Genomic DNA, 22,985 nt, shown 5'->3' with positions numbered 1-22,985 from the left:
CAATAATACTTTCCCCAACACCCTCTTCATTTATGATTTTGAAAGCTCGATAAAGCCCTCTCCGAATACATCGCGTACGTCATGGATAGCAATAAAAGCATTTGGATCGACTTTTTTTACGATATTTTTTAATTTAATTACTTCTTGTCGACTAATAATAATGTACAGAACTTCCTTTTGTTCCTTCGTATAATAGCCGTGACCAGCTAAAACAGTAACACCACGATTCATTTTGTAGCTTACCTGGTCTGCAATGGCATTCGGATTTTTTGAGATGATTGTGACCGCTTTTTGCGTATTAATACCTTCAATCACGAATTCCATTACCTTTGTTCCAATGTAAAGCATCATAATTGTCAGCATCAATGCTTCTGCACGGATGATGAAATACGATGAAAATACAACAATTAGGTCAAAGAATAATAACCCGTAGCTCATATTCCAGCCAAGAAATTTATTTGTCATGCGCGCTAAAATCGTTGTACCTGCCGTAGTACCGCCAACACGAATAATTAAGCCAATTCCAACACCTACAAAAACTCCACCGAAAATCGCATTAATAATAATTTCATCCGATTGTACAGACCAAGATTCCGTTAAATGTAAGAATAAAGAAATAAACGTCACTGCGATAATCGTATAGATTGTTGTTCGTCTACTTAGGAATTTATAACCAGCAATTATTAACAGCCCATTAATGATAAAGCTAACAATACTAGGCGACCAGCCCAATGTATAATAAAGGATAATCGTGACCCCTGTTACCCCGCCTTCACCTAGATTATTGGGAATAACAAATAGGTTAATAGCAAGTGAAAACAAAAATGCCCCAAATAACATAATGAAAACATCTATTACAAATTTTTTCAATTTTTAACACCACCGTAGATTTCTAAATTTACCCTAAGTACATACTATAACAAGTTCGCCATGTTTTATACAGTTTTTTCTTTATTCTAAAAAAAGTAGGATTCATCACCGTGGTTGATAAAAGAACATACAATTTTGCCTAAAGAGATACGTCTGCCCATTTGCGCAGATTTTCTATAATAGCTGAAAACTCAGCTGATTTCCGTTACGATTGGCTCGCTTTCCACGAGGCATACTCCAACTAATTATTTTTGGCGAGAAGCCGAAAATTATGGATTTTCCACTATGCCTTTTCCCGTCGAAAGGCTTTGCTTTGCGACAAGTAACAGAAGAGCATTTAAGCCATCTCCGCTGTAATCAACTAGAGAAAGAAGCTGTCCAGAAAGTCAAAAATACCCTTAAATAACGAAAGACCTAGTTTTACTTATTCATTTTAAAAGTGAATACAAAGGCGTTAAATTCAATGTTTTCAACATACTCAAAAGAAATCATCATTTTTTTAAAGGGCGAATAATTCAATCAAAAGCACAACGTTGTCTGAAAAGTGGTGCGTTAGCCACTTTTCAGACAACAACCTCTATATAATATTCGTATAGTTAATAATTCTAAATATCTTCAAAGCAATTTGAATACGAAGTAGTTCCTCTGAATTTTTTAAATCCGTATTTAACATTTCCTTAATTTTTTCGATTCGATAAATAAGGGTATTTCTGTGCAAATACATGGCTTTGGATGTTTCGGATATGTTTTGGTTATTGTAAAAATAATTTTCTAATGTTGCGATATAGTTTGTATTGTGTAGCTGGTCATGCTCATAAATTTTGCCTAAGCATTTTTGGAAAAAATCATCTAGCTCTGCGCTATTTACATTAGAGCTTAAAAGATGATAAACAGAATAGTCCTCAAAATGGGAAACTTCATTTTTTTCATTGAGCTGTTGCATAAGACGAATCATTTCGTTAGCTTCAGAAAAGCTCTTGTGTATTAATTGAATAATTCGATATTGCTGACCAATTCCAACTAAAAATCGATTGTCAAATTTACTAGTTAGTTCATCGTGCAATAATGTTGCAAATTGTTTAGCTTCAGTTACGAGCACGGGAGGTTTTTCTTCGCTTTGGCCAACTAAAATAATAACTCTATTGTTGCGATAAAAAGCAGTAATCTCTCCATGATAGCTATAGGATTTTTCGTAAATTAGCTCAACGCAATTTTGGGCTATATAATCCATTTTATATTTTCCACTAATCATATCATGTAATTCATCTGCTTCATTTGTTTCGATGTTAATAACAATACAATAATACATATATTTTGGATTTAACCCATGCAAATCACATAATGTTTGTAAGGTTTCTTGTGATGTAATTTTACCAGACAGTAGGTCATCATAAAAATCCTGCCTAATTTTTAATTTGGCTTCTTCAATTTCCTTCACCTTCACTCTTTCAAGTGCAACAAGTGTAGATGCCTGCTGTGAAATAATATAGTCAAGCTCTTTTAGCTTACGAACAGTTTGCCAAATAATAAGATAACCATATATATCTTTAGAAACTGCAATAGGGAGAACACGACATATAATGTGCTGTTCATTAAAATCATATGTTCTCTTAATAGAGTGCTTCATTTCAACCAAATCATGAGGAATAGAGTCAATAAATGCTTGATCGAAAAGAGGCTTATTAGACTTTAAATCAAAGACCTCTCTAATAAGTACGGTATTGTCCACATGTTCGTTGTAATGAATAAGCCTCCAATGTTTGTCCACAATAATAATAGGATTGCCGATAATAGTAGATAATGTGGAGGAAATGCTTGGAATTCCTCCGCCCTCCAATGTAATCTTGAAAAATAAATTGTACATGTCTAAAGTTTGTCTATTTAGCAAATCATATTTACCTGATGTCTTTTCATTAATAATAGAAATAACATTTGAAAGTGTATAACCAGTAGGCAGCTCTAAAAGTGGTAGACCGTATTTATTAGCTTCATCAATCATATTTTGCGGTAATTGATCGAAATATCGTTTCATTTTAATGACGAGACCTGCACAATTGATTTCTGCCAATTCTTTAATAATTTTATTTTGTAATTCCTCATTATCTTTAAATATATAGCCTGTTGATAACAGTAGCTCATTTGGGGAAAGCCAGTCGAAGGCATCTGGATTTTCAATAATATTGACAATTGAAATTTCATTGTCTAATCCCTGTTCACCTGCGATAATTTTTAACCCTTCAATTGCTTGTATTTCGAGTAAATCCCGTACCTTAAGCAAATTTCCACACACTCCTTTACTAAAATACCTTTTAGACTAATTGTATAAATTGCACCAATGGAACTCATTCTTTTTGGTTCCAATAAACGATGACTAGCATATATCTTCTATTGTACATTGTAAATGTAAAAGCGGTTATCTTTTAGAGCAGTACAATGGATGATTGTGTAATATGTACAACGATAATTTAAAATAGTCATTTTTGAGGTGCTCTATTTTTACTTGATTCAGTAAATATATAAAATCAAGCTTAGGTATAAAAAATAGAGGTGAATCTCATGATAATTACGAAATCTGCAGACACCTATTTTTTGGACAGAGTTTCCCTCTCTGCATTATTTGGTGTTGTTCACAGCGTTTTTAAAAGAACAATTAATATTACATGTTTAGATGACAATGAGCTTTATACGATTGGCTGTGAAGGAATTGACAATGCACCAAATACTTTAATTGTTAATTTGCGAAGCTTTGAGGACTTCGAAATAGGTACTGGTAATCAAGTTTATATAAATGATACCACTATTTCTATTGGTAATAAATTATCCATCCCAATCAAAGGTGTGAAACTTTGGGAAAGTATACTGCCGGCATATCCTGCTAATACAAATGCTTTACAAAGTAACTTATTAAAAATGAGACAATATATTGAATCTCATGGTCAAAACGGGGGTATTAAACGCAAGCCTTTCGCTGAAAATTCTTTCGAACATGAATTAGAGAGAATGATTCATGAAAGAACGAATTTATTAAAAAGTGCATTAATGCAACAGGAGTTAATAGAAGCTCAAAGGCATGCAATCTCGTTATTAGGTTTAGGTCCAGGGTTAACACCGTCTGGAGATGATTTTTTAGTTGGGCTCTTTGCAGTTCTATGTATTCGAAATAGCCCTTGTGCTTCTTATACAAGTATTTGTGGAGAAATAGTGCAGAAGGCTAAGACAGCAACGAATGAAATTAGCTACATGGCTATAAAGAAGGCATCTGAAGGTTTAGTGCGAGAATCCCTTATCTCGCTTCTTGTAGCCTTACTTTATGGCAATGAAGAAGAGCTGACAAAATCATTACAGCAAGTATTAAATATAGGTTCTTCTTCTGGAACAGATATTGCGTTAGGCATTTTATGTGGACTAGAAGTAAATATTAATTGCGCTTCAGCGTAACAAAGATAATATTGGAGGTACCATTATGACTGTTCAAGTTTTAATTAAGACAAACACATATTTCGATTCTGTTTCTTTAATGTCTTTATCGACAAAAGCAAACCAAATTGAGGGTGTAGAGCAAGCCATTATTGCAATGGGCACAGAAATGAACAAAGAAGTAATTCGCAATGTAGGGCTAATGACACCTGAGGTTGAAGCAGCGAAAACAAGTGATTTAATGATTATTGTAAAATCTGAAAGTGCAACTGCTCTTGAAGAAGTTGAAGAATTATTAACAAAGAAAAAAGCACCATCAAAAGGTGCTAGTGAAATAACATATGCAACAATTAAATCTGCAGCGGAAAACATTCCAGATGCTAATTTAGCTGTTATTGCTGTAAACGGTATGTATGCAGCACGTGAAGCAAGAAAAGCGCTTGAAAATGACCTACATGTAATGATGTTCAGCGATAACGTATCTGTAGAAGACGAAATTAAGCTTAAAACATTAGCACATGAAAAAGGCTTATTAATGATGGGTCCAGACTGCGGTACTGCAATTATCGGTAATGTTGCATTATGTTTCGCTAACTCAGTAAGAAAAGGAAACATTGGTATCGTTGGTGCTTCTGGTACAGGTAGCCAAGAAATAAGTGTACGTATCCATGAGTTTGGTGGCGGTATTACTCAATTAATTGGTACAGGTGGACGTGACTTAAGTGAAGCAGTAGGCGGTATCATGATGCTTGATGGTATTAAAGCACTTGAAGCTGATGAAGCTACAAAAGTTATCGTGCTTGTTTCTAAGCCACCAGCACCAAGCGTGGAAGAGAAGGTTTTAGCGCAAATTAAAGAATGTACTAAACCGGTAGTTGTTTGGTTCATTGGCGGTGACGAAGAGAAAGTTACAAAAGCTGGCGGTCACTTTGCTAAAATGTCGAAAGAAGCAGCTCTAAAAGCAGTTCTATTAGCTGGTGCTGATGAAAGCAAATTAAACAAACGTCCTTTAAATATTCCTTTAGTGGAAGAAGTTCGTGCAAAATTAAAACCAGAGCAAAAATATATTCGCGGTTTATTTAGCGGTGGAACACTTTGTGATGAAGCAATGCATATCGCAATGGAGAAATTTGATAATGTCTACAGTAACATTCAAAGAGATCCAGACTATCGCTTAAAAGATGTAAAAGTTAGCCAAGAGCATACATTTATCGATTTTGGTGATGATGACTTTACTCAAGGCAAGCCACATCCAATGATTGACCCATCTACACGTATGGAACGCTTTATGAAAGAGGCAAAAGATCCTTCAGTTGGCGTTATTGTGATGGACTTTGTACTAGGATTCGGCGCGCATGAAGACCCTGTTGGTGCAATGCTTCCAGCAATTATTGAAGCAAAGCAATTAGCTGAGAGCGAAGGTAGACATTTAGAAATAATTGGCTATGTACTAGGCACAGAGCTAGATAAACAAAACCTTGACGATCAAGTAAATAAATTATTAGCTGCAGGTGCAACACATGCAAGCAGTAGCCAAAATGCGGGTCTATTAGCTAGAGAGTTCGTAGTGAAAGGGGAATAATCATGTCGAAAATTAACGAGCTTTTTAATTCAAAATTAAATGTTATTAATGTAGGTATTGAATCTTTTAAAGATGACCTGTCACAACAAAATGCAACAGTAACACATTTAGAATGGGCACCACCTGGTAGAGGTAACCCAGAAATTATTGCTGCTTTAGATAAATTAGAAGATCCAGCATTAGCAGAAAAAATCGAAGCTGCAAATAAATTAGCAGTTGAGCGTATCGTGAATTCTCAACCTGTCTTAATTGGCTTTGACCAAGCGATTAATGTTGTTCCTGGAATGACGAAAAAGACAATTTTACATGCGGGTCCTCCAATTACTTGGGACAAAATGAATGGTCCTATGAAAGGTGCTGTTACAGGCGCACTTGTATTTGAAGGATTAGCAAAAGATTTAGAAGAAGCGGCAGAGCTAGCAGCATCTGGCGAAATTACTTTCGCACCTTGCCACGAGCATAACTGTGTAGGTTCAATGGCAGGTGTAACATCAGCATCAATGTATATGCACATTGTGGAAAACAAAACATACGGAAACATTGCTTATACAAACTTAAGTGAGCAATTATCTAAAATTCTTCGTATGGGTGCTAATGATGAGAGCGTTATTAATCGTCTAATTTGGATGCGCGATACATTAGGTCCAATGTTAAAAGAGGCAATGGAATTAAATCCAGAAGGTATTGATTTACGCTTAATGCTTGCACAAGCATTGCATATGGGTGATGAGTGTCATAACCGAAATGTTGCAGGTACAACTTTACTTGTACAAGCGTTAACACCATACCTAATCCAAACTAGCTTTACGGTTGAGCAACAAAAAGAAGTATTTGATTTTATCGCAAGTAGTGATTACTTCTCAGGTCCAACATGGATGGCACTAAGTAAATGTGCTCTTGATGCTGCACACGGTATTGAAAACAGTACAATTGTAACAACAATGGCACGTAATGGTGTTGAGTTTGGTATTCGTGTAAGTGGTATGCCAGGCTTCACATGGTTTACAGGTCCAGCCCAAAAAGTAGTTGGCCCAATGTTTGCAGGTTACAAACCTGAAGATTCAGGTCTTGATATTGGTGATAGCGCTATTACAGAAACATACGGAATTGGTGGTTTCGCAATGGCGACTGCACCTGCAATCGTAGCATTAGTTGGTGGTACAGTTGAAGATGCAATTGGCTATTCAACAAAAATGAAAGAAATCACAACAACAGAAAACCCAAATGTAACGATTCCAATGTTAGACTTTATGGGTATTCCAACTGGTATTGATATTCAAAAAGTACTTCAAACAGGTGTATTACCAGTTATCAATACTGCGATTGCGCATAAAGATGCTGGTATCGGTATGATTGGTGCAGGTATCACATACCCACCAATGGAAGCATTTGAAAAAGCGATTATCGCATTAACAGAAAATCTATAAAAAGTAGGCCCTAAACCTAGTTTAGGGCTTTCATATATGAGGAGAGAGCTACTGTGGACCATCAAGCCTTGAATATACAACTAATTCAAGAAAGTGAAGCGGGAGATGTTGCTGCAATTACAAAGCTATTAGGTGAAGGTGCTAGCGTTGATTATAAAGACGAGCTAGGGCGTACAGCATTAATGGCTGCTACTCAAAAAAATCAGGTAGCTGCTGTAAAAGCATTAATTGATGCAGGTAGTGATGTCAATACAAGAGATATTACTCAGCTTTCACCGTTTATTTGTTCTGCTGCGAATGGTTTTCATGAAATTGTTAAGCTCATGATTGCTGGAGGGGCGGAGTTAGGTAGTGTTAATCGCTTTGGTGGTACAGCTTTATTACCATCAAGTGAAAAAGGTTATTTGAAAACTGTACAAGTTTGTCTTGATGCTGGTGTGCCAGTGAACCATGTCAATAATTTAGGATGGTCGGCGCTTCTAGAATCCGTTATTTTAGGTAACGGCGGTCGATTGTACTCAAATATTATTGAAACACTTGTTGCTGCTGGTGCTGATGTGCACCTACAGGACCGTGATGGTAAATCCTCTCTTGTACATGCACAGGAGCTACAGCAAACAAAAGTTATTAGCATTCTGCAGAAGCAGTTTGTAGAGACTGATGAATTTATTGTGGAAGCGAAAGCGTTAGCTAATACAGATCAATATGAGCAGGCAATCGAAGTAATCGACAAGGCACTAAAGAGCGATAGTCAAAATACTGACTACCTATACTACAAAGGCTATTTCCTACAGGAATTAAAGCGTTATGAAGAAGCCTTAGAGCAATTCAACAAAGCATTAATTATTAACCCAGATGATTTAGATTTTTATTTCTATACAGCAAACTGCTTGCGATTATGGAAGCAACCTGAAAAAGCATTAATGGAATATGATAAAGCATGTGAATTAAATCCGAACGAAACATTTTATCGTTACCATAAATCAAATTATTTAAGAGAGCTTGGACGACATGAAGAAGCGGTTGTAGAGATGGACATATTATTAGCATTACAGCCAAATCGCTATGATTTCTCTTTCCATAAAGCGAACAGCCTAAGATCTTTAGGTAAGCACAAAGAGGCTATTGAAGCGATTGAAAATGCTATTAAAAATGACCCTACAAATCCTCTATATCATGCTCATAAAGAACAATCTATTGCATTATTAAACAAATAAGTTGTGTTGATATTACAGGAGGAATAACAATGGGAGAAGTAACAATCGTTGCTATTGGAGGCAATGCGTTAGTACAAGAAAACGGTCGTGATTCAATTCAAGATCAATTTGAAGCTGTACAAGAAACAGTAGGACATATTGCCGATATGGTGCAAGAGGGCTATCAAGTAGTCGTAACACATGGTAACGGACCACAGGTAGGCTTTGGTTTAAGAAGATCTGAAATCGCTAATGAAGTGGCAGGAATGCCTGCAATCCCATTAGTAAACTGTGTAGCAGATACACAAGGCGGTATAGGATACCTAATCCAACAAGCATTAACAAATGAATTTTCTAAAAGAGGAATTAACAAAAAGGTTGCTACAGTAATTACACAAGTAGAAGTGAATGCGGAAGATCCGAATTTCCAAAATCCAACAAAACCTGTAGGGTCATTCTTCACGCTAGAGCAATCTGAAAAAATGAAGCAAGAACATCCAGATTGGGCATTTATTGAAGATTCAGGTCGTGGCTATCGTCGAGTAGTTCCTTCACCAAAACCAATTAATATTGTAGAAAAAGATGCAATCAAATCATTAATCGAAAATGGATTTATCGTAATCGCAGTTGGCGGTGGCGGTATTCCTGTAGTCAAATCAGCTAATAATACTTATGAAGGTATTGACGCAGTAATCGATAAAGACTTTGCAACTAGCCTTTTAGCAGAGCAAATTGGAGCAGAAACATTAATTATTACAACTGGTGTTTCAAGCGTGTACGTTAACTTTGGTAAACCAAACCAACGTGAATTAGATAAAACAAATGTAGAAGAAATGAAGCAATTTGTAGCAGAGAATCATTTCCCAGCAGGTAGTATGTTACCAAAAATCGAAGCAAGCTTAAACTTCCTTGAAGAAGGCGGGAAGCGAGTAATTATTACGAATCCTGAAAGCTTAAAAGATGCAATTAATGAAAAAGCTGGTACACATATTATTAATTAGTGTTAAAAAGTAAGTATAGCGAGAGTGCTGAAAAGTTCTGATAATATCGACTTTTCTAGCACTCTTTTTACATTAATTTGTGTTTTCCAATTAAGGTTCAACAGAAGACATAAATTTGTAGGAAATATCCTACGAAAGTTTGGCGGACTCTAAATAAGTTGTAAATCGTTGTATAAAGTGAACAAAAATTCTATGGTTAACAGAATGGTAACCTGGGTATAATAATTATTCTAAATCTTGTATAGCATGACCAATAGAAGCGTAATTATTTGTACTACATGTACAATGACAAATTTATGCATATTATATAAATTGATTACAGAGGAATAAAAAAGTTTATAGCGCGAAATACCCACAAAATACTTATTTTATGTTAGTCAAATGAAAGCGTTATCAATGGTTTATTTTCAAAAAAAATCAAGAAAGTAAGGAGTATTAGCCATGCAACAAACAAAATTAGAGCAGGATTATGAAAGATATCAGTCTTATGGCTATGCGGAAGATTTATTACCAAAAACCCCAAAGCAAAGGGATTGGAAAATGTCCAATTATGTAACACTTTGGATGGGTGCTGTTCATAACATTATGTCATATATGACAGTTGCTGGGTTCTTCGCTTTAGGATTGAATACGAAGCAAGTTTTACTAGCAGTTATGCTGTCAGCTATCATCGTATCGTTTTTCTATGTTGTAAATGGATACTCAGCTTCTAAATATGGTGTCCCTTTTGCAATGCTGTTAAGAGATTCCTTTGGTGTAAAAGGAGCAATTATACCTGCATTATGTCGTGGGTTAGTAGCGGGTATCGTGTTTTTTGGAACGACCACTGTCGTTGGTGCAGAATCATTAAATGTAATTTTCGCTAGATTTTTCCCAAGCTATATGGAGCTTGGAGGAGACTTTAATATTTTCGGTTTAAATTTACCTACAATGATTTCTTATGCAATCCTTTGGGTAATTACAGTTTTACTATTTTTAGGTGGAATGAAGTTCCTTGGTAAATTCGGTAACTGGGCTTCACCAATTGTTTATATCTTTATTATTGGTGCAGCTGTTTGGGCAATTAATATCGCAGGTGGATTTGGTCCAATTTTAGACTACGTACCAGCAAATCCAGATGGAAGCATCCTAGTATTTATTGCTTGTGTAAGTGCTTTAGTATCTAACTGGGCTGGTCCAGTTGTTAATATGGCTGATTTCACACACCGTGCTAAATCGCCAAAAGATGTAATTATTGGCCTACCATTAGGCTTCATCTTGTCGTATGTGCTGTTCGCAATTACTTGTGTAGGCTTAATTGCAGGTACAGAAATTGCATTCGGTGAACCAATTTTTAATATTGTTTATGCATTAGATAAAATGGAAAGTACATTTGCAGTTGTTGTTTTAATTTTAGCGCTTAATGTTGGAGCGATTTCCTTCGTAGTTTATGCGAATTTGCTACCATCAGGCTTGCAAATGTCAGCGTTATTGCCAAAAGTATTTACTATAAAATCAGCAGGTATTTTAACTGCAGTTATTGGAACAATCATTTTACCTTGGAAGCTTGTTGAAAGCGCCAATACATTATTCTATTTCTATAGCTTTATCGGTTCAATATTTGGTCCAATTGCAGGTATTATGCTATCTAGTTTTTATATTCACCGCAAACGCGAGTTGAATTTAGATAATATTTATGTACCACAAGGAAGCAATGGTGAATATAAAAATGGCTATAACCCAATCGCGATGATTGTTTTAGCTATAAGCTTTATTCTTCCAATGTCAGGTGCATTTTTACAAAGCGTACCATTCTTAGTGACATTAAATAAATTTGCGTTCTTTAGTGGGCTAATAGTATCGTTTGTTCTTTATACAATTTTAAGTACAACAATGAAAAAAAGTAATTAACAGTTAAACAGGGGGCATAACAATGGATTACATGAAAATGGCAGTAGACGCAACAATTGAAGGTATGAATAAAGGTCATGGTGGACCATTTGGAGCAACAATCGTACGTGGAGATGAAGTAATTGCAGCGGTTAGCAATACAATGATGAAAGATACAGACCCATCAGCACATGCCGAAATGGTAGCGATTCGTGTAGCATGTGAAAAATTAGGTACAATGGATTTATCAGATTGCGTAATTTACGCTACATGTGAGCCATGTCCAATGTGTATGGGAGCTATTATTTGGTCAGGTGTGAAAGAAGTGCACTATTGCAGCACACGTCATGATGCCGCAGAGCATGGATTCTCAGATATTCATTTACGTGAGTACTTAGATGGTTCAGATACAAGCGTTGTTAATATGATTAAAGTGGAAGAAAGAGAAGATTGCGATAATCTATGGACTCACTTCCACAAACTAAACGAAGAAAAATAAGAGCGTAAAGTGAAAGGCTTTGAGCTTAACACTTGAAATGACTCTGCTTTTGTCAAAAATACAACAAAAGCAGAGTTCCTCTATTTCGGAGGACATTTTCATATGCTTTTATATGTTCGAGATTGTGTATAAATTTTCCTTACATGTGTTAGTCGTAATAGAAAATAACCTTTAATCCCTACATAAGAAGGATAAAGGTTATTTTCTATTAATCATTTAAATGGATATGCAGGAAATCAAGCACTTCTTGCAATGCATTTTGTACAGTAGGATTGTGGAAGTCTCGCTCGAATACATGCTCACCATTTGGAATGGTAATTAATTTAGCTTTCACGTTTTCTTTAATAAGCGCGGCTCTCATAAATACAGATTGTAAATAAGGAACGTCTACATCCTTTGTGCCATGCAATAACAAAGTAGGGGGGTAATCTGCTGAAACATTATACATTGGAGAAAGCTTTTTTAATTCATCTACATGCAAAGCTGGATTTAAGTCAGTTATTAGCTGAATCCATTCACCTGTTTGGCGAGCATATAAATATAAAAGGAAGCGTTCTTCTACAGATGCATTTGTTAAAACGGCGTTACCAATAAGCTGTTGAGCCATTTCTTTTGATACTTTATCTTTTTCACAATAATGACTATTTGGTTTTGTAGCCCAGTCGGCACTAATGTCGCCATAGCCGTAAAATGACACAATGGCGCGTGGCTTTGTGGCAAATATACCAGTGCTAAGAGCGAGGAAGCCTCCTGCTGAACTACCGATGACTGCTATTTTGCTAGCATCAATGGAAAATTCTTTTGGCCCCTCTGTTGTTAACCAATTTAAAGCATCTTGTACATCATCCAAAATATGCTCTATTTTTGTTTCGGGAGCTAGTCTATAATTAATAGAAAATAGTCCGTAGCCATTGTTTGTGTATAGCTGAATCAAATCGTCGCTAATTTCTTCCTTTTCACCCCAAAGCAAGCCACCACCGTGGATATATGCAATAACAGGGGCATTTGGTCGATTAGATTCATAAAAATCAGCTTCTAAAGTAAATTGATTAGTTGCTTTATAAACGATTGTTTTTTTCATCATGTGTACAAATTCACGTCCAATCAAGTAAATGTAGTATGGATAAAGTATAGCATTATAAGAAAGTTACACCATTGTATAGTATGCACAAGAAATCACTGTTTTACTTGTGATGACTTTACAATGGCATAGTAGCAAGGAGGAGTTGCTGTATGGATAGTAAGAAAAGGTATGAGCTATTGTTTAATAATATTAATCAATATAATTCGGACGAGGGTACTGCAGGTATTACAAGGCTGGCCTATTCAAATGAGGAGCAAAGCTGTACACATGCCTTTATGCGTATGTGTATGGGCGAGCACTTGAAAATTCATATGGATCAATGTGGTAATGTTATCGCAAGACGAGAGGGGAAAGTAAAAGGGCTACCCCCTGTTGTTATTGGCTCTCATCTGGATACAGTTTATCAAGCTGGAAAGTATGATGGTGTTGTAGGGGTAACAGCTGCTCTAGAGATTATTAGAAGATTAAATGAAAAAGAAATTGAAACGGATCATCCGATAGAAATTATTTCATTTGCCTGCGAGGAGTCAGCTCGCTTTGGTGTATCAACAGTAGGAAGTAAAGCGATGGTTGGTAAATTTGATCATAACCGTTATCGTAATATAACAGATAAAGATGGCGTAACGATGGAAAAAGCTTTTGCTTTATGTGCATTAGATTTTAACAGTGTAGAGCAAGCAAGTCGTGTAAACGAAGAGTTTAAGGCCTTTTTTGAATTGCATATTGAACAAGGCCCTGTGCTGATTAACCAGGAGAAAAAAATAGGAATTGTCACAGGCATTGCGGCTCCGTTGCGACTGCATTTAAAAATAAAAGGTAAAGCCTCTCACTCTGGTACAACACCTATGGGAATGAGAAGAGACGCTTTATTAGGAGCCTCTGAAATAACATTAGCACTGGAAAAAGCAGCTAAGCAAGAAGAGGAATTTGGTACTGTAGCAACGCTGGGTGTTTTAGAGGTGCACAATAGTGCAATGAACGTAGTACCAGGCGATGTAGAAGCCAAAATCGATATACGCTCAGCTTCTATGGCATCTAGACAGCGTGTTCTAGATTATTTAAATGCAACAATTGAAGAAATAAAAATAAACCGACAGTTAGATATTGAAAGTATAGAAATCAGTAATGAGGAGCCTGTACTACTATCAGAAGCAATTAATGAGCAAATTATTAATATTTGCGAAGATAAAAATATTTCTTATCAAGTGATGCAAAGCGGTGCAGGGCACGATGCGATGAATATGACAAAACTATGCCCAGTAGGTCTTATTTTTATCCCATCAGTAGACGGTCTAAGCCATCACCCTAATGAGTTCACATCTCTGGATGATATCATGCTAGGGATTGATGTATTAGAGCAGGCTGTTTTACATTACAGTAAAGCAGATGCAACAAATTTATAAAGCAAAGGGGAGCTAGCTAAAATGCGAGCTCCCTTTTGTTATGGCGTGTACTATTCTGCTTTTGTCTCTAACGTTAATGGCAAGAAGGCATAATCTCCGTCGCGTATAATTTCACCTTTCTGAATTGCGATGGGCTGTTTGAAAATAGGTCCATCAATAACCGTTGTATGGAACTCGCCACTCTCTCCACAAGGATCAATCCCACGTTCTTTTAGCTCTTGTACATATTCATGCGTTAAAACTTTCCCTAAGTCGCTTTCTTGCATTCCGAAAGTTAAATTAACCGTTGTAATAATGGTTTTAAAGCCTAGGTTAATAAAGCGTTCTACCACTTCTGTATGATTTACTTCCCATAAAGGCATTCCAAGCTTTAGGCCTGCAATATTTGCAACTTTTTCATGCCAGCAGCCATGCTCAGGCATATCAAGATCCCCTGTTACAAGTGCCTCTGCTCCCAAGGCTTTCATTTTCTTAAGCATTTCAATAAAAGTTACTTCATAGTTTGTCCAGCTTGTTGCAGTTAAATGAATTGGTAAACCGATTGATTCTGCTTGCGCTTTTATTAAATCCACTGTCATACCGTGTGAGCGAGAGCGTGTTCCGTCTTCTTCAAGTACAATAATTAAGCCGATTGCTTTTCCGGTTTTCATGGCCTCATACAAAGCTAATGTACTATCTTTCCCGCCGCTAAAAGAGGCTACAAATTTTTGTCCATCTGCACCTGTTTTCCACTTTTTTGAGTTTGTCATAGTTATGTACTCCTTGCTTTTGTTTATATCGTTATTTTAGCATGATATTGCTGGTCAGTGTTTCTTAGATAACTAGTTTGGCCTTTCTATCTTGATTCAGCAATGCTTTTCTGTACAAAAAACAACTCGTCAGGTATAAATATAAAAAGTTCCACTCCTATAGGCAGCTAGATGAATGCCCATTTTATTTTCTATGATTCAGTGGGTATACAAACTCATGCTGAGAAAGAGGAACTCAGTCTAAGAACGCTACTTACGCGTACAACGACTGAGTGACCTGCGCCAAAGCCCTAGCGGATGTCACAGATTTTGAAGAGGTTTCCCTCGCCAACAAAAAAATTGACTCAGGTTAGTTGAGGTGTAATTAAGAAAAATGCAAGATTTTGCACAAAATCCTGCATTTTTAAAATTGTATAAATAGCTTAATAAATTTCTTGGAATTCGTATTTTATGTCATTTAAACTAGTGCCGCTAAATTTAACATATATTTCTTTTGGTCCATTATTGCCGTATTTATCAATAACAAGAACATCATTTTTTGCCGTTATTGAAAATTCAAGCGGCCATTCATTTTTAGAAGCTACCATTAATGACTGGCTAATAGATGAGCCAATATTGACTAAATCAGACGTATCAATTACACGATTACCTCTAATTCGCTCTCCGTTACTATTAGTTAAAACATATTTTAATTCGAAACTACCTGCCTTATCAGATAGTATAATATCTTCATTAAAAGTAAAACGTATATACACAGTGCCGTGATGATTTTCAGAGAAAGAAATTTCCTTTAATGTAGGTTTCTCATTATCTTTATTAAATTCAAGTGTTTGCGTATAAGTCGAAACGATATTATCTGATTGAATTAAATTAATGCGAATCTCTTTTTCACCATAAAAGCGTTCATTTAAGAATACTTGGTGTTTTGCAGTCATTTTTAATTCTCCGAAAGTTACGTGTTGTACTTTTTTTCCATCAATATATATTTCATAGTAAACATCAGTTGGTTTTGAAAAATTAATAAATATACTATCTTCTTTGTCTTGTTTAATGCTTAGGATTTCTACATCAAGTTTTTTGGTTGGGTTTTGCTTTTCTAGTGAATTTTTATTTTCAGATTCAAATTGATTGTTTGAAATTTGCATAGCTCTATTAAGAAACGTACTGAACTGAGCTCGTGTTAATGGGTTATTAGGCTTAAAAGTATTATTTTCGTATCCTTTTGTTACCCCAGAAGAATAAAGGATAGTAATGTAATCATAGTATTCATAAGATTTTGCAACGTCTTTAAAAGGATTTGAAACATTAGAATTAGTAAGATTGAATGCTTTAGTTAAAACTCGTGCCATTTCACCTCTAGTTATTGCTTCGTCAGGTTTAAAATATGATTGTTTAGGAAACAAACCTAAATCAGTAGCAATTGAAATTTCTTTAAAAGCAGAGTGCTTTTTTGCAACGTCTTTAAAACCTGGGTCTTTTGCGGTTTTATTTTGAGCTTGGAGAGCACGCACCATCATTATTGCTACTTGAGATTTAGTTACATGCGAATTAGGTCTAAAAGTATTATCTGAATATCCTTTTATTATGCCCTGATTGAAAAGTTCTGTAATATCCTTATGGTTTGGATGTGAACTAGAAATATCTTTAAAATAAGCTCCATATGCTGTTGGGGAATTAATAAGTATAACTGAAAATATTAAAATTAATAAAAACTTTTTCAATATAGACTCCTCCATTTTCTATAATGCTAATATTTAAATACTACTTATGTTTGAATTATAACAAATATAAAAGGTTATAAGAGGTATTTTTGAGAATTTAGTTAACAATAAAGAATTAGTTTTGAAGTTGTGTTACATGGACTTTTTGACTAGTTGGAGGGATCGTTACATCAATTGCATCTCTGTGAGCTTTTTGGGGCTAAAAAGCGAAAACTGTTATGTCACACACATGGTTAACTAATCTCCATTGTGTGGAGGAGAGGAGCTTTTAATTGAGATTTTTTCAGTAAATAGAACGCCAGCTTTAGATACTAACATTCTCGCTTGTAATTGATACTTGCCCCGCTTGGTGATGGAATGACGTTATCAAGAGTGAAATAGTTAAAAACCCTGTAACGAAAATTTCCGTTGCAGGGTTTTTCATTTACTCGCTTAGCATCGCCTTTAAAGTTCGCTTCTGCCATCCGAGTTTGAAATAAGCATATTGCATTATGAAATGAACGCAGAATGTAATAGGGTATGCAATCCAAACACCATTCAATTCAAGTGCTGTATAATGTGATAGATAGAATGCCACAGGTACTTCTACTAACCAGATTGTTAATACTAGGAAAATAGTTGGCCATAATACAACACCTGTTGCTCGCATCGTTGCAGAAACAGTTTGTGTATGTCCAAATATTAAATAGCTCCAAAACGTAATCATTAAATAATTTTTCGCAATATCGACTGTTTCAGTTGAAGTAATAAAGAGTGATAGAATTGGCTCTGCAAATATATATGTTACTAAAATGACTGCTCCACCTAAAATGTAATTAATTTTCACACTGATGCTACGAATTTTTTGAATCATTTCTGTTGAGCTTGCACCTAATGCTTGTGCAACAAAGACGGATGTAGCGATGGCAATACTCATTGCAGGAACCTGTGCGTAGCTAGCTACTTGGTTTACAACACCATAGGCAGCTGTTGCACTTGATCCATAAGCATTAACAAAGCCTATAACAGCAATTTCTGCAACTGAAACAGCAACCATACTAATACTTGCTGGTATCGCAAGCTTAAATAATGAAATTAATATATCCTTTTTTAATTTAAAATGCTGTAAAACGGATTTATCTAAGCGTAAAAGATGATTCGTTTTATGCAAATAAGCAAGCAGTAGAATCATCGTTACTAGATTTGATAGTACAGAAGCGTATGCAGCACCGTTTAAGCCGAATGCAGGTAAGCCAAACCAACCAAAAATCAGTGGTGGAAGGAAGGCAATATTTAATACAACGCTCGTTACTAAAAAAATAAACGGCGTTTTTGAATCACCCACACCTCGAATAAATGTGGTATATGTCAGGTACCAAAATAAAACTGGTAGTGTTATGAATAAAATTTTTGCATAGCTTACACTCATACTTAAAATGTTTGCAGGCGTTTGCATAAAGCGTAAAATCCATTCAATGAAAAAGGCACCAAAAAGCGCTACTGCAATGGATAAAATCGTTGTAAATGCTAATGTAACGCCGACAACTTCCTTCATTTTTTCATGATTGCCAGCACCGTATGTTTGCCCAACTAAAATGGAACTACCTGAGCCTATACCTATTGCAAAGGCCATTAAAAAGAAGAAAAATGGGAAGAAGGCTGCAATAGCTGCTAACGCATCATCACCTAGATTGCGTCCAACAATAAACATTGCAACAACCTGCCCTAATGATTGCAGCACATTTGCTAGCATAACAGGAATTAAAAACTTAAAAAATGCTTTCCTTAGTTGTTGATCATCTTGTAATAATTGTCCATTCATTTCAATATCCTCATAAGGTTTAATAACCCATTTCTTTTAAAATACGTGACAAGGTGCGTAAACGTTCACCGATGAGCTCCCCATCCTCGCTTAATGCCTGGTTGAAAAGTTTAATATCTTCATTAATTTGTTCATTTTCTGTGCATACTTCTACTGTCATTGCGTCACCCTGTAAGCCTACGCGTTTAATAACAGGGTTGGCTTCATCGTATAAATTTTCATAGCGATAAGCATCTTTGAAGTGTAGCTGGGCCTCACAAACTAAAATAGCAAGATCCAATACACGGTGTAAAGGCAATTCCTCAGATTGACGAGACCATTTACCACCTGTATGACGCCATACTTTTGCAGAAATATCGACTTTCCCACGGTCATTCCATTGTGCTAGACCAAGCGACAAGCCTTGTGCATCTGTTTTGTAGGCTGTACGTCCATCAATATTTGCATAGTTTTCTGCAACGATTACAGGTTTATGTTTTAAATGTGTAGGTATTTTCATCATCACATTTCCTTTCGATTTAGATTTAGTAATTTACTAAATTACTGACTTAGTAAAAATAACATTGTCTAAATCAAAAGTCAATAAATTATAAATGGGTATGAGGAGAATATGCATTTAGTGTCCGATATTGATGAAACAATTGCTTTAACAAAAAAATAGTTGATGGGGTTTATTTATGTCGCATAAGAAAATTTAAGAGAGGTTGCTATGCTTCTACAAGTTCATTTTATGATTGGTTGCCTGTAGGACAATTTTAGACACCTCTTTTACAACCTGGAAGTATCTTAATTTTCATTTCAATGACTGTTGATGATATATTGCAACTTGAAAAAGAAATTAGTCTTGCACAAATGGTATGGAATTTTCATAAATATGCGGTAAGAGGCGAAATCTTGTCGATATATTTCTAAACGAATAAAAAGTGAAATCAACGGTGTGATTTCACTTTTTTCATTTCTTTTTGAGACTACTTATGCCCTAATCTCTTGCTGTTTTACTATAAATCATTCTTTTTTCCATTGGATTTTTTATTTAATTTCATAAAATCTTCAACTGAATCAATACTTGCACTGTAGGATACGTAATCACTTTTATTGAAATATATACGAGTGGCTTCAGTATACCAGAGAACAGAGTCTTCATCTTCTGTGCCTGGTTCACCATATTTCGCGACTAATGACTCATAGATTTCTTTGCTATCTTCTTCGTCTATATCCCTAAAGAAGTATTCCCCCTCTATTAATATAAAATCATTAAATTTTACATCATCAGGAAGACTATTAAATTCTTTTATACTTTCTTCGTCATTCGAAAAATCACCTGGGTACATTAAATACTTACTAATCTCATTATAAAAAATATACTGGACATCTGCTAAATATCCATTTACTACTACGTCTTCGTATTCTATAGTAATTTCATCATCATCTGAGGTGTCTTCAGTGTAAAGCTCATTACCAACTTTCTTTTCATTACTAATTACTTTTTCCATCTTCATTCCCCATGTGCCTTCTTTAAAGCCTTTTTCTTTATCTCCACAGGCAGACAGTAATAAAACAGCAAAACAAAGTAGCAAAATCCTTTTTATAAACATATGTATTCCTCCCAAAGTGATATAATTATATTTTACTATTATACAACTTCTAAGGATAGGAAAAAAAGTGTGTTACCAACATATTTTACTCTCTTTTGTGATTCTTAAATACCACTTCAACTTCTTCCTATTACTTAGTATCTAATATTGCCCATGGTATTGAAGATAACCTATCGAATGGAAATGAGTTACAATTTTAGGTAATTGATTGACCGAATATACTGCTTGTCACCTTGATCCTTCACGATAATACCTAGCTCGCTTAAATCTTCCAGCAGCTGACCAACTTTTTCTTTTTCTTCGCCTCGCAGAGCTTGGCACAATCGCACAGGCCATTACAATGCTAAATCAAGAGTTAGCATTAATTACACAGCAAAATAAAGTTATTACAGAAACTGCCTATAACGCTTCAAATATTTCTGCTCAAACAGCAGCGGCCGTAGAGGAAATTACAGCCTCAATTGATGAGCAAGTTGGCGCGATTTCACAAGTTGTTATTTCTGCTGAACAATTAACAGACTTAAGCCAAGCATTAAATGATATTGTAGTAAAGTATGAGCTATAAAAAGGGACTTGTTAGGTAGTTATTAAAAAGAAATATACCTCTTAGGGTCGGTAATGTTTTAAGTAATAAATACTTCAAGGAAATAAGGCAGGGCAGTTAGAAATACAGGTGTAAGCCTACTTTTCTAACTGCCCTTTATTAAATGTTTACGTAGTTTTGATGAATGTGAAAGCTTTACTAACAACAGATGCTAACACTTGTTGAAATAGCATTCCAAAAACAACAGGCATCGCCACTTTAGGCGGGAAGTAAGTTGTGGCAATAACCACACCTAAGGAAATATTGCGCATACCCCCCGTATAAACAAATGCAATCATTTGCGCACTGTCGGATAAAAAATAACGCCCAATGAGCAATGTGAAAATATAACCGCAGATTGCAATAAGTAATACGAGCATAATGACAAAGAGGAGCTCCATATTAAGCTCTTTCAAATATGGTGCAATTGTGCTGCTATTAATCATAATAACTGCGAATAAAGCGAGCTTAGAGAAGGGTGCTAATTTGCCTGCGATTTTATGTGGTATTTTTCCTTTCGATAGTTCATTTACGCCAATCCCTACTAGCGTTGGTAAAACGATCATGAAGATTAGGCTTGTCATTAATGAAGAGAGTTGTAGCTGAACCTTTTCTCCTGAAACGGCAAATAATAGCACAGGCATAATAATAGGTGCTAGCAATGTATCAATTAGCACAATCGACAAGCCTAGTGGAATATTTCCTTTGCATACAGTAATCCATATTATGCTTGTTACACCTGTTGGCACAGCGACAGATAACACGAAGCCTATTATTAACAAATGGTCATCGATAAGTAAAGAAGATAAAAAATAAGTCCATATAGGCATTAATATATGTAAAAAAGCAATCGATGTTAAGATAAGTATTGGGTGCTTAATAAATACATTTAAGTCCTTAAACTTCATTCGTAGACTACCTGCAAATGTCATAAAGGCAAAAATCCAAACGACGAGAAAAAGCAGGTGATGCAAAATATTTTCGAACAGCACACCGATAACTAAACTGAGTGGTGTTAAAATAGCGATATATCGTTGGAGAAAGACATTTAGTTTTTCGAGCACATAAAAGACCTTCTTTAATTTTTTAGACCTATTGTAGCATAGCTGTTTTAAGATGATAAGGGGTGAATAAAATGCAATTTGTAATAGTTGAAGGAGTGCCATATAAATATTTAGCACAATTACAAGAGCTTCATGCCCATGTTTTCAAGGGGGCCGAGCTACCGTTAGCAAAGTTAGAAAATAAGAAAGGCTTACTTTGCTTGTTCGCAATGAAGGAAGGTGAGATGGTCGGATTTAAGCTAGGTTATATACATCCAGACCAAGTATTTTATAGTTGGTTAGGCGGTGTTCATGAGGAGCAGCGAGGGCGTGGCATTGCAAGTGAATTAATGGTACGACAACATGAGGAAGTGCAGAGACAGGGAATTAAAAAAGTACGCACATATGGGCGCAATAATCGCAAGGCGATGCTAATAACAAATATTAAGCATGGCTTCGAGATTATATCGACGTTTGTTGATGCAAAAGGTAGACATAAAATTATTTTTGAGAAATCATTCGTATAGGAGATAAATGAGATGAAAGCATATTTAGCAAATGGACTTTTTTCATTAGGGGATCGCTATGTCAATGAACAACTAGCAAAGGCAATACGTGAAGCAATACCAAATATTGATTTGTATGTACCACAAGAAAATGATGCAATTAATGATAAAACGGCATATGCGGATAGTTTAGCGATTGCACAGGCAGATTTAGAAATGTTGGAGCAGAGTGACGTGCTAATTGCAGTGTTAGATGGTGTCGAAATTGATTCAGGTGTGGCAGCTGAGATAGGTGCTTTTTCGATGTTAAACCGCCCAATCATCGGCTTATTAACAGATGTGCGTCAGCAAGGTCGAGATAATCAACAAAAAATCGATGCACTTATACAGGATGGTGTTGAAAATCAATTTATTTACCGCAATCTATTTGTTGTGGGCTTAATTAAGCGTAATGGCAGCATTGTGTCAACAATTGATGAGGTAGTTAAGGTAGTACAAAACATTTCCGTTCCACATAACTAGGAGAGCTCTTGTGTTTACAAATGTGCAATTACAAAGTTTTATCTTGATTCAGCAAATATTTATCTGCTGCGTAAGTAGCCAAGTGATTAACAAGGTGTTGTCCCAAAGCTCGCACGA

At 35.6% G+C, this 22,985-nt stretch carries 21 protein-coding genes; 11 read left to right on the top strand and 10 right to left on the bottom strand.

The genetic code is table 11. The features are described from left to right. Positions 1–30: 30 nt before the first annotated feature. Both TY13_RS14490 and TY13_RS14485 read right to left on the bottom strand, forming a co-directional pair. Positions 31–870 (bottom strand): YitT family protein, encoded by an 840-nt coding sequence (locus TY13_RS14490; protein ID WP_042477471.1) that lies wholly within the window; start codon positions 868–870, stop codon positions 31–33. A 577-nt stretch (positions 871–1,447) separates the two neighbouring features. After that, positions 1,448–3,148 carry a PucR family transcriptional regulator gene (locus TY13_RS14485; protein ID WP_042477467.1) on the bottom strand — a complete coding sequence of 567 codons (1,701 nt, stop codon included), beginning with the start codon at positions 3,146–3,148 and terminating at the stop codon, positions 1,448–1,450. 278 nt (positions 3,149–3,426) lie between these two features. Here TY13_RS14485 and TY13_RS14480 point away from each other — a divergent pair, with 278 nt between their 5' ends. The 7 genes from TY13_RS14480 to TY13_RS14450 all read left to right on the top strand — a co-directional run bounded on the left by TY13_RS14480 (position 3,427) and on the right by TY13_RS14450 (position 11,861). Next, positions 3,427–4,308: a DUF2877 domain-containing protein gene (locus TY13_RS14480; protein WP_042477464.1), complete on the top strand. Its 882-nt coding sequence runs from the start codon at positions 3,427–3,429 to the stop codon at positions 4,306–4,308. A 25-nt stretch (positions 4,309–4,333) separates the two neighbouring features. After that, complete coding sequence (gene fdrA / locus TY13_RS14475; RefSeq protein ID WP_042477461.1) at positions 4,334–5,869, top strand: acyl-CoA synthetase FdrA; 1,536 nt, start codon at positions 4,334–4,336, stop codon at positions 5,867–5,869. A 2-nt stretch (positions 5,870–5,871) separates the two neighbouring features. Further along, complete coding sequence (locus TY13_RS14470) at positions 5,872–7,296, top strand: YlbE family protein (protein WP_042477458.1); 1,425 nt, start codon at positions 5,872–5,874, stop codon at positions 7,294–7,296. 53 nt (positions 7,297–7,349) lie between these two features. Then, positions 7,350–8,513 carry an ankyrin repeat domain-containing protein gene (locus TY13_RS14465; protein WP_052344347.1) on the top strand — a complete coding sequence of 388 codons (1,164 nt, stop codon included), beginning with the start codon at positions 7,350–7,352 and terminating at the stop codon, positions 8,511–8,513. 29 nt (positions 8,514–8,542) lie between these two features. After that, entirely contained in the window at positions 8,543–9,493 is a 951-nt protein-coding gene (gene arcC / locus TY13_RS14460; protein WP_042477452.1) for a carbamate kinase, read from the top strand. 441 nt (positions 9,494–9,934) lie between these two features. Then, positions 9,935–11,383 (top strand): NCS1 family nucleobase:cation symporter-1, encoded by a 1,449-nt coding sequence (locus TY13_RS14455; protein WP_042477448.1) that lies wholly within the window; start codon positions 9,935–9,937, stop codon positions 11,381–11,383. A gap of 22 nt (positions 11,384–11,405) precedes the next feature. Then, positions 11,406–11,861 carry a nucleoside deaminase gene (locus tag TY13_RS14450; protein ID WP_042477445.1) on the top strand — a complete coding sequence of 152 codons (456 nt, stop codon included), beginning with the start codon at positions 11,406–11,408 and terminating at the stop codon, positions 11,859–11,861. A 208-nt stretch (positions 11,862–12,069) separates the two neighbouring features. On the opposite strand, the gene TY13_RS14445 is transcribed toward TY13_RS14450, so the two are convergent. Further along, entirely contained in the window at positions 12,070–12,945 is an 876-nt protein-coding gene (locus tag TY13_RS14445) for an alpha/beta hydrolase (protein WP_230199449.1), read from the bottom strand. A gap of 149 nt (positions 12,946–13,094) precedes the next feature. Here TY13_RS14445 and TY13_RS14440 point away from each other — a divergent pair, with 149 nt between their 5' ends. Beyond that, complete coding sequence (locus TY13_RS14440) at positions 13,095–14,348, top strand: M20 family metallo-hydrolase (protein WP_052344346.1); 1,254 nt, start codon at positions 13,095–13,097, stop codon at positions 14,346–14,348. Positions 14,349–14,398: 50 nt separating this feature from the next. On the opposite strand, the gene TY13_RS14435 is transcribed toward TY13_RS14440, so the two are convergent. The 6 genes from TY13_RS14435 to TY13_RS21430 form a co-directional block, all read right to left on the bottom strand. Then, positions 14,399–15,097, bottom strand: a complete 699-nt coding sequence (locus TY13_RS14435; protein ID WP_042477442.1) for a Dph6-related ATP pyrophosphatase — start codon at positions 15,095–15,097, stop codon at positions 14,399–14,401. A 422-nt stretch (positions 15,098–15,519) separates the two neighbouring features. Next, complete coding sequence (locus TY13_RS19905; RefSeq protein WP_052344345.1) at positions 15,520–16,818, bottom strand: S-layer homology domain-containing protein; 1,299 nt, start codon at positions 16,816–16,818, stop codon at positions 15,520–15,522. A 424-nt stretch (positions 16,819–17,242) separates the two neighbouring features. Then, positions 17,243–18,643, bottom strand: coding sequence for an MATE family efflux transporter (locus tag TY13_RS14425; protein ID WP_407637738.1), 1,401 nt, complete (start codon positions 18,641–18,643; stop codon positions 17,243–17,245). Further along, the gene (locus tag TY13_RS14420) at positions 18,639–19,118 is read right to left on the bottom strand and encodes a DUF6530 family protein (protein ID WP_042477434.1); all 480 of its coding nucleotides are present in this window, start codon (positions 19,116–19,118) and stop codon (positions 18,639–18,641) included. Before TY13_RS14420 ends, TY13_RS14425 begins: the two co-directional genes overlap by 5 nt. Before the next feature lie 499 nt (positions 19,119–19,617). Further along, complete coding sequence (locus TY13_RS14415; protein WP_042477430.1) at positions 19,618–20,214, bottom strand: hypothetical protein; 597 nt, start codon at positions 20,212–20,214, stop codon at positions 19,618–19,620. A 188-nt stretch (positions 20,215–20,402) separates the two neighbouring features. Further along, positions 20,403–20,543: a CysS/YqeB C-terminal domain-containing protein gene (locus tag TY13_RS21430; protein ID WP_456061799.1), complete on the bottom strand. Its 141-nt coding sequence runs from the start codon at positions 20,541–20,543 to the stop codon at positions 20,403–20,405. Positions 20,544–20,554: 11 nt separating this feature from the next. Between TY13_RS21430 and TY13_RS14410 the strand changes: the two genes are divergently transcribed. Then, positions 20,555–20,779, top strand: a complete 225-nt coding sequence (locus TY13_RS14410) for a hypothetical protein (RefSeq protein WP_042477427.1) — start codon at positions 20,555–20,557, stop codon at positions 20,777–20,779. A gap of 146 nt (positions 20,780–20,925) precedes the next feature. Here the strand turns inward: TY13_RS14410 and TY13_RS14405 are convergent, their stop codons facing one another. Continuing rightward, a complete protein-coding gene (locus TY13_RS14405; RefSeq protein WP_042477424.1) occupies positions 20,926–21,861 on the bottom strand; it encodes a bile acid:sodium symporter family protein in 936 nt (311 codons plus the stop codon). Between the two features lie 71 nt (positions 21,862–21,932). Between TY13_RS14405 and TY13_RS21070 the strand changes: the two genes are divergently transcribed. Beyond that, a complete protein-coding gene (locus TY13_RS21070; protein WP_042477420.1) occupies positions 21,933–22,367 on the top strand; it encodes a GNAT family N-acetyltransferase in 435 nt (144 codons plus the stop codon). A gap of 12 nt (positions 22,368–22,379) precedes the next feature. After that, complete coding sequence (locus TY13_RS21065) at positions 22,380–22,868, top strand: nucleoside 2-deoxyribosyltransferase (protein WP_042477418.1); 489 nt, start codon at positions 22,380–22,382, stop codon at positions 22,866–22,868. Positions 22,869–22,985: the final 117 nt, after the last annotated feature.

Origin of the sequence: Bacillus ndiopicus (assembly GCF_000612805.1) — a bacterium.
Lineage (GTDB): Bacteria > Bacillota > Bacilli > Bacillales_A > Planococcaceae > Metasolibacillus > Metasolibacillus ndiopicus.
The sequence above is the reverse complement of the archived record's forward strand: the minus strand, read 5'-3'. Positions and strand labels throughout refer to the sequence as shown.

Bases quoted from the DNA above. Each gene is read 5' to 3' on its own strand.
- TY13_RS14480 (WP_042477464.1), top strand. From the start codon at position 3,427: ATGATAATTACGAAATCTGCAGACACCTATTTTTTGGACAGAGTTTCC.
- fdrA (WP_042477461.1), top strand. From the start codon at position 4,334: ATGACTGTTCAAGTTTTAATTAAGACAAACACATATTTCGATTCTGTT.
- TY13_RS14470 (WP_042477458.1), top strand. From the start codon at position 5,872: ATGTCGAAAATTAACGAGCTTTTTAATTCAAAATTAAATGTTATTAAT.
- arcC (WP_042477452.1), top strand. From the start codon at position 8,543: ATGGGAGAAGTAACAATCGTTGCTATTGGAGGCAATGCGTTAGTACAA.
- TY13_RS14455 (WP_042477448.1), top strand. From the start codon at position 9,935: ATGCAACAAACAAAATTAGAGCAGGATTATGAAAGATATCAGTCTTAT.
- TY13_RS14450 (WP_042477445.1), top strand. From the start codon at position 11,406: ATGGATTACATGAAAATGGCAGTAGACGCAACAATTGAAGGTATGAAT.
- TY13_RS14445 (WP_230199449.1), bottom strand. From the start codon at position 12,945: ATGATGAAAAAAACAATCGTTTATAAAGCAACTAATCAATTTACTTTA.
- TY13_RS14440 (WP_052344346.1), top strand. From the start codon at position 13,095: ATGGATAGTAAGAAAAGGTATGAGCTATTGTTTAATAATATTAATCAA.
- TY13_RS14435 (WP_042477442.1), bottom strand. From the start codon at position 15,097: ATGACAAACTCAAAAAAGTGGAAAACAGGTGCAGATGGACAAAAATTT.
- TY13_RS14420 (WP_042477434.1), bottom strand. From the start codon at position 19,118: ATGAAAATACCTACACATTTAAAACATAAACCTGTAATCGTTGCAGAA.
- TY13_RS14415 (WP_042477430.1), bottom strand. From the start codon at position 20,214: ATGTTTATAAAAAGGATTTTGCTACTTTGTTTTGCTGTTTTATTACTG.
- TY13_RS14410 (WP_042477427.1), top strand. From the start codon at position 20,555: ATGCTAAATCAAGAGTTAGCATTAATTACACAGCAAAATAAAGTTATT.
- TY13_RS21070 (WP_042477420.1), top strand. From the start codon at position 21,933: ATGCAATTTGTAATAGTTGAAGGAGTGCCATATAAATATTTAGCACAA.
- TY13_RS21065 (WP_042477418.1), top strand. From the start codon at position 22,380: ATGAAAGCATATTTAGCAAATGGACTTTTTTCATTAGGGGATCGCTAT.